We start from the raw sequence: 8,056 nt of genomic DNA, 5'->3' as shown, positions 1-8,056 counted from the left end.
GTATTATACCTTTCATCATTTATCCTCCTTTCTTTTTTTTATCACAAATTTCATAATATCCTTTAGTTCTGCTTTATATAATACTACTATTAATCCGATTAATAGTACCCCAGTTAAATAGGTAATAAGATGATGAGGCCATATCATATTTTGTAAAGCATAACCAGAGATACAGCCGATTAATGTATAAACTCTCTTAAGGCCATAATCCACAAAATAGTATTTTAGAGAAAGTTGAGTTCTCAATACAAAAAATATTACAAAAGATAATCCTGTAGATACAGCTGCACCTGCTGCTCCATAAAATGGAACTAATGCGACATTACCTATAATGTTCGAGATGCAAGCCACAGCAGAAATCAAAATATGCCACTTCGTTTTTTTAGAAAAATTAAGTCCAATAACTGTTGTCTCAGACAAAGTATATAACATTGGCATAAAAATTAAAAAAGGCATAATAACAGCAGCTTCTTTATAGTCTGAGCCTAATAGCATTACAATAATATCTTTAAATAAAATTGTTATAACTGCTAGTAAAAACATTATAAATCCAATTATTTTACTTGTTTTAGAAAAAAACTCTCGATCATCAGGATGCTTTTCATAATGTTCGTAGCAAACCGGTGTCCAAAAAGTGGTAAATGTAGCTTGAACCACGTTTAATAAAGCTACAATTCTAAATGCAGCAGAAAATAAACCTAAGTCCTCAAAATCGCTCCATTGACGTAATGCAATTTTATCAAACGACTGAAATAGCCAAGTGATTAATGTTGTAAGTACTAACGGATAACTAAATTGAATAATATCTCGCTGTGAATGTCGAGTATTGGAGGTCCTACTAGAGAAAGGATTCCAAAATTTCTTTTCTAATAAAATTGATATCCCAGTCACTATTAATAGAGTGATACTTGTTGAATAGATAAGGATTTCGTACTGAGATCCCATTAAATAATACAAAATTACTAAGAGAAATAAATTAAAAGATTTATTAAGAATTTCCATTAAAGAATATAAATGTCCCTTTTGTTGCATACGAATTACAAGTACTGCAAAACGATAAATAGCTTGAAATACAATACTAATGATAAGTACGCTAAATACAATAGGATTGTTATCATCAAACAAAAATACCATAATTAAATCTCTAAAAATGAAGAGGAACAATAACACTATTAATAATAGTAGAATAGGTAATTTCATGGAATTAAATAAAAGCTTCCCTCGTAGATATTCCTCTTCTTCATAAAAGAAACGTACAAAAGCTTGATCTGTTCCAAATATAATGAAAATCATCAATACATTGACAGCAAGCGTGAACATCGAAGCTTTCCCAAAATCTTCAGGTGATAACAGCCTAGTCGAAATTATAGTAGTGATTAGTCCAATTATTAACCCGACACCACTACCGTAAAAATAAGTTAAAAACTTATTGAATAAATTATTTTTCATTGCATTCCAAATAAAACTTATTGATCATATCACAAACATACTTAATCTCATTCTCTTCTAAACCATAATACATCGGTAGTCTCAATAAACGCGCACTCTCTAAAGTAGTGCAACGATCTTCACCTACAAATTCTCCATAATTCAACCCTGCGTCAGCCGTATGTAGAGGAATATAGTGAAATACTGTTTGGATACTTTTCTCTTTTAAATGATCAATAAGTCTCGRTCTCTCTTCAATATTACGACATTTAATATAGAACATATGTGCATTGTGTTCACAATAATCCGGAATAAATGGTAACTCAATAAAACTTTTTTTAGATAGTTCTGATAAATAATTATTATACAATTCCCAGCTATTTAGACGGTTATCGTTAATCTTATCGGCTTCTTCTAACTGAGCATATAAATAAGCAGCATTTAATTCACTCGGCAGATACGAGCTGCCTATATCTACCCAAGTGTATTTATCAACCTGTCCACGAACAAATCTACTACGATTTGTTCCTTTTTCACGGATTATCTCTGCTCTCTCCATAAACTTTTCGTTTTGAATAAGCAAGGCTCCCCCTTCACCCATCGAGTAGTTCTTAGTCTCGTGAAAGCTGTAGCAACCAAAATCTCCAATTGTTCCTAATGCTTTACCTTTGTATGTGGACATAACACCTTGTGCTGCATCCTCTATTACATAAAGATTATGACGTTTAGCAATCTCCATAATTGTATCCATTTCACACGCAACACCAGCATAATGAACAGGAACAATAGCCTTTGTCTTTTCTGTAATAGCTTCTTCAATTAAGGTTTCATCGATGTTCATCGTATCTGAGCGAACGTCAACAAAGATTATCTTCGCCCCACGTAGAACAAAAGCATTCACAGTTGAGACAAATGTATACGATGGAGCAATTATCTCGTCACCATGTTGAATATCAATTAAAATTGCTGCCATCTCTAAGGCATGCGTACAAGAAGTGGTAAGCAAAGTTTTGGGAGTATCAAAATTTCCCTCGAACCATTTATGACACTTTTCCGTAAAAGGACCATCTCCGCTTATCTTTCGATTACTTTCAATTGCTTGTTTTATATAATCTTGTTCTGTCCCAACAACAGGTGGTATATTAAATGTCAGCATAACCTAATCCCCCATATTAAGAGCTTTAAGAACTTCTGGTAATAACTCTTTTCTACTTATTTCTAAAATGTAATATCCATTTCTTGATGAGCTATCATTAACAGGTTTCAAATCCGATTTTATTTCATATTCTTTAATAATGTATGGAAATGCTTCTTTTACCAATTCAAATCTTACTTTATCTTCACTATTAAATATAAAACCCACTAATGCAATTTTCTCAGATTGATAAAAATCGAAATCTATCTTTTCTCTTGTAGCTACATTTATAACATTTTTTAAAAAATCAAACCCTGTAGATATATAGACCATATCAGAACCAATATAATCTCCACCCATTCTTGCTGCAATTTCAATAATTTTCACATCTCCGTTTGATGTGATTTTAACCTCTGAATGGGAAGCTCCATTTTCAACTTTTAGCACATCTAGTGACTTTTCAACTATATTTCTAATTTCATTCTTCTTGGAATCAGATAATCTAGCAGGAGATAAATGTCCTTTTTCAATAAAATTCGGGGCACCTGTAGTGAACTTCTCCGTAATTTGAAGGAAATTATGTTTCCCATTTTGTGATACATATTCTATACTAAATTCCTTACCATCTATATATTCTTCTACTAATACTTCATCTAAAAAAGATACATTTTTAGCATTCATAATAGCATTTTCAACTTCATTAATATTTTCAACTTTATAAATCCCTCGACTGCCAGATCTATCAATTGGTTTGATTATTAATGGGAATTTTAAAATATCATAATTTAAATCGCTGAAACCCTTCACTAATTGATATTTAGGACACGGCAATTTTTTTAAACTTAATGCTTTTCTCATTTCAAACTTGTTTGTTGTAACTTCAGTGGTATCTAATGTATTAGCTACTAATCCCATTTGATTTGCAACATAATTTACAGTTGGCATTGCTAAGTCAGATGCAATTGAACATATACCTACTGGGTTTATTTTACTTGCATACTTCAGAATTTCCTCTTTATCCGTAATACTTACAGGATAAAAGCAACTAGCTTTTTCCTTTGCAATTGCCCCATCTTCCCAGGCAAAAACATGAGTTTCATATCCCAATTCGTTTGCCTTTAGAACTAATTTTTTTTGAAACTCATTTGCACCTATTATTATTAATTTATTTCTAATCACATTCACGCCTTTCAAAAAATCTTTAGAAAACACCTATTAACTTATATATTGGAACTCAAAGGACCTATTCTATTTCTATTCCTTTTTCATAATGTTCACTGATTTTTTTTGCTGGGATACCATAATACACACTTGAATTCTCGGGATCTTTTATTATTAAGCTATCAGCTCCCACTAATACTTCTTTATCTATAACAATGTTATCTTTTATTGTAGAACTAAAACCTATAAAGTTATTATCCTTAACTTTGGAAAAACCACCTATTACCGAGTTTGCTGAAATAAAATTATGATTTCCAATTAAACTGTCATGACAAATGGTTGAATTTGACCATATAATATTATTATTATTAATTTTTGAGAAAGGTTCTATTGTAACATTCGGTAAAATGATGTTTCCTTCACCCACAATATCACCATAGACTATTGCATAAGGGCTGATATAATTTATTAAATCAAAACCTTTTTCTTTTACCATTTCAAAGACTTTTTTTCTCATTCTTAAATTCTTATATCCTACACCTATTATAAATTTATACTCTTTTTTCGAGAGTTTTTCTAAACTGTCTTCGAAAGTAATTATATCTTTACCTAGATACTTACTTTCAGAATAGTATTCTTTATTTACACAAAAAAATTCAACTTGATATTTTTCTTCCTTACTTAAATAAAAGTGCAACTGTTTTGCTAAATCTCCTACTCCAAAAATAATTATTTTCATGTAAATTCTCCTACGAAAATATTCTATTTAAATCCTCTTTTAACTTTTGTTCCGAAAAAAATTTTTTCACATTCTCCATGTTATTAATCCTTGCTTTTTCATCAATTAATTCAAACAAATCTTCAAAATTATTATTTGCTTTAAAAACTTTCAAACCATGTTCTTCACAAAATTCCCATGTTGAAATATCATCTCTTATATAAACTTTTTTACCTAGCCCTAAAAGAGTGGTAATATTTCCTATAGCTTGTTGTCTATTATGATTAAATATAGCTATATCTGTTTTAGAAATAATTTCTAAATATTTATCAAATGGCATAAATTCTAAAAGCGGCTCGAAGTTATCACCAAATATTTCTTTACMTCTTTTCACTATTTTTCCGGCATATTCTTTATCGCCGTAAGATAGAGGACAAATAATATGTATATTTTCAGGTTTTAAAAAATATAGTTTTTCAAATACCTCCAGATGATTGTTTGATGGATCTGCAGAATTACCTACTTGGATGTAAGTAACAATATTATCTTCTGATTTAGAAATTGAGATTTCTTTATATAAATTGCTAGGATACACAAAAGAATAATAATATTTACCTCTCACCGCATACCATTCTTTCGCTAATTCATAATCTCCCTTTACATGAGTGACTAAACCACCAACTCGTTTTATCACATATGCCCTTGAAAATTCTTTGACTTTAGCTTTAAAATTTGTACGTGGTTTAAGATAATCATATAAATCTCCACCCCAAATAATCCAGTGACATTTTTTTAGAAGCCAAGGTTGTAATAAAATAATCCTAATAATATTCATGAAAATCAAACTGTGCAAAAATATTTTTTTACTACTGTTTAATATTTTTATTAAAGTAAAAAAATCATTAAAGTTTCTTTGCAGTACTATTACATTCTTTTGATGAAAATTCTCAGAATAACTTTTCCCGATGATTATAAAAAAATGTTCTTCTAAATTAAAATTTTTATTTATAAATTCGATATAAGATTTGGTGAATTTTTCACTTGGTATAATGTGTAAGTTCTTCATTACTTCATCCTTTTAATATTCATTCTTTCCTCAAAAGTAATTATTGTTATTTATTACCAATAATTCACTTTCACAATCCAACTTAAATGTTTTTCTCAACCATTGATGAATAACAGAAAAATAACGACTAGACCATGATTGTTTTATTTTGCAGTGACTTATACAAATTTCCAAAGTTAACATATTTAACTTCTTTATTAAATTTCACAACAATATTCTTCGTATCAAACACCATTTTAGAATTCATTACAGCAAAAGGATAACCACTCAAATCTTTGAACTCGTGATGATCGCTAAGAATTAGAATTAAATCAGACCCAAACAAAGCTGCATTTATATCTTTTTCAACGAATGGTTTCTCAACATGTGGATCATAGCACCGAATCTCATAACAAGTGTTCTTTTCCAACAAATTCTTGATCTCCATTGCCGGACTCTCACGTATATCATCAACATTACCTTTATAAGTTAGACCAAAAATAGTAACTACTTTACCTTTTGAATTACCTATTAGTTTCTCAACATGTTCAACAACAAATTCAGGCATTGAATTGTTTGTTTGACGAGCCAAGTTAATCATCTTAGCTTTTTTAGGGGCTTTAGCTACGATAAAGTATGGATCTACTGCTAGACAATGTCCCCCTACTCCAGGCCCTGGAGAATGTAAATTTACACGAGGATGTTTGTTTGCCATTTGAATGACATCAAGTGCATTGATTTCCAAGTCAGTGCAAATTTGAACTAATTCATTAGCTAAAGCGATATTTACGTCACGGAATGTATTTTCCATTAGCTTAGACATCTCTGCAGTTTTAGCATCAGTAAAAATGATTTCACCTAGAACAAAAGTTCTATAAACTTTTGCACCTGCTTCAGTACATTTAGGAGTAATCCCGCCGACAATACGGTTATTTTGTATTAACTCATGCAAAATATGACCTGGAAGAACTCGTTCCGGACAATGTACCAAATATATATCTTCCCCAATTATAAATCCTGCTTTTTCAATTAATGGTTTAATGATATCATCCATGCTTCGAGGAGAAATAGTCGATTCAACAATTATCGTGTTTCCCTTTTCTAGTAAAGGGATAATTGAATTCACACCACTAATTACATACGATAAGTCACATGATTTAAACTCGTCATCAAAATTCGGTGTTGGTACAGCAATAATGAAAGTATCAGCTTTTCGAGGTACCAAACTCGCTCTAAATGTACCCATTTCTAAAACTTCTTCTAATGCTTCTTGTAATCCCGGCTCTTCAATATGAATCTTACCAGTATTTAATTTTTCGACCACGTCTGTTGAAATATCTACTCAAACAACTTTTACGTTGTGTTTAGCAAACATGATTGAAGTTGGTAATCCAATGTATCCTAAACCCACTACTGTTAGTTCCATAATTAATAACCTCGCTTAAATTTTAATCGGGATAACTATTCATATTAATACATTGTTTTACCCGAGTACCAATGTCTCTTGAATCTGTTTGATAATCACGAATATGAGAGAAATGCGGAAAATCCACAATAGTTTGTAATAATATTATTTAAATCATATTGTCTAATATCAGATTAGCAATATGCTTAGGCTCAAAAAAAGGTGAAGGATTGTAAATTCTATTAGAACTTTCAATATAAAATAAAGCTTGAGTGATACTTTCTTCATTATTATTACATACTATGTATCTGTCATATTTATCTATATATTCTTTTATTCTATCTTTATTTTCTCCATCCAAGATTACAATTACCGGTTTGTTTGTAGCTGCATAATGATATATTTTCCCAGGGATTTGTGTACCCGATTTATTAAGAAGACATACTAGAACGTCACAAGTTGCCTCAGAATCTTCTACCTCTTTTTGTGATATTCTTGGTGAAACTTGAATATTTTTATTGCTTTCCATTCTTAAGTCTGAATTTCCGGCAATTAATAGATCCAATTTATGACTCATCTTGCCACAAACATCGTACAACGGCTTAATATTCCTATATCTAGAATCGTAATCACCAAAATATCCTATTTTCAATTTATCCCCTTTGGGTCTATTAGAAATTTTCTCCTTATTATAAGGTATAGGTATAAATTGCATTTTTTCTGAAAAACTAGGGAACATTTTTTTCTGTTCTTCTAGAGTAATAGGAGAGACATATACAATTCTGTCTGCACATGAAAATATTTTTTTTTCTTCACGACTCACATAACATTTGGGATATATAGATTTTTTTGTTATATCTATCGTTAATGGATCACCCCAATATTGAATCCATTTGCCATAATTTAATCCCTTCTTTATTAAATTATCAACTGCAATGTGGGAACTTTTTGGGTCTGAGGAAGAAATAACTATATCGTAATAAATATCTGGTATCACTTTAATATCTATCGTTCTGGCTTGATAAATAGTATTATCAAACAAATTAAATGATTTATATATAAGGCGGGCAAAAGGAAGGATTTTATTCTTTACAGAACTTATAAAAATTCTTTTATCTTGCGTTAACAATGTATATGCATTATTAGCCTTGAGACTGAAAAATC

The 8,056-nt window shown here is 30.4% G+C and carries 6 protein-coding genes and 1 pseudogene; all 7 read right to left on the bottom strand.

The window, feature by feature from the left end:
• Nucleotides 1–15: 15 nt before the first annotated feature.
• Complete coding sequence (locus AC1DOS_RS15780) at nt 16–1,449, bottom strand: lipopolysaccharide biosynthesis protein (RefSeq protein WP_477538267.1); 1,434 nt, start codon at nt 1,447–1,449, stop codon at nt 16–18.
• Nucleotides 1,439–2,584, bottom strand: coding sequence for a dTDP-4-amino-4,6-dideoxygalactose transaminase (rffA, locus tag AC1DOS_RS15775; protein WP_477538266.1), 1,146 nt, complete (start codon nt 2,582–2,584; stop codon nt 1,439–1,441). Before rffA ends, AC1DOS_RS15780 begins: the two co-directional genes overlap by 11 nt.
• Before the next feature lie 3 nt (nt 2,585–2,587).
• Nucleotides 2,588–3,742, bottom strand: a complete 1,155-nt coding sequence (locus AC1DOS_RS15770) for an ATP-grasp domain-containing protein (RefSeq protein ID WP_477538265.1) — start codon at nt 3,740–3,742, stop codon at nt 2,588–2,590.
• 64 nt (nt 3,743–3,806) lie between these two features.
• Nucleotides 3,807–4,463 carry an acetyltransferase gene (locus AC1DOS_RS15765; protein WP_477538264.1) on the bottom strand — a complete coding sequence of 219 codons (657 nt, stop codon included), beginning with the start codon at nt 4,461–4,463 and terminating at the stop codon, nt 3,807–3,809.
• A gap of 10 nt (nt 4,464–4,473) precedes the next feature.
• Entirely contained in the window at nt 4,474–5,508 is a 1,035-nt protein-coding gene (locus tag AC1DOS_RS15760; RefSeq protein ID WP_477538263.1) for a TDP-N-acetylfucosamine:lipid II N-acetylfucosaminyltransferase family protein, read from the bottom strand.
• A gap of 127 nt (nt 5,509–5,635) precedes the next feature.
• A pseudogene (locus tag AC1DOS_RS15755) lies at nt 5,636–6,913 on the bottom strand (nucleotide sugar dehydrogenase).
• Nucleotides 6,914–7,061: 148 nt separating this feature from the next.
• The coding region (locus AC1DOS_RS15750) for a glycosyltransferase family protein (RefSeq protein WP_477538262.1) at nt 7,062–8,056 on the bottom strand (995 nt) is incomplete at its 5' end.

Source organism: Paenisporosarcina sp. P5_A11 (genome assembly GCF_056400705.1).
The sequence above is the reverse complement of the archived record's forward strand: the minus strand, read 5'-3'. Positions and strand labels throughout refer to the sequence as shown.

Bases quoted from the DNA above. Each gene is read 5' to 3' on its own strand.
- AC1DOS_RS15780 (WP_477538267.1), bottom strand. From the start codon at position 1,449: ATGAAAAATAATTTATTCAATAAGTTTTTAACTTATTTTTACGGTAGT.
- AC1DOS_RS15765 (WP_477538264.1), bottom strand. From the start codon at position 4,463: ATGAAAATAATTATTTTTGGAGTAGGAGATTTAGCAAAACAGTTGCAC.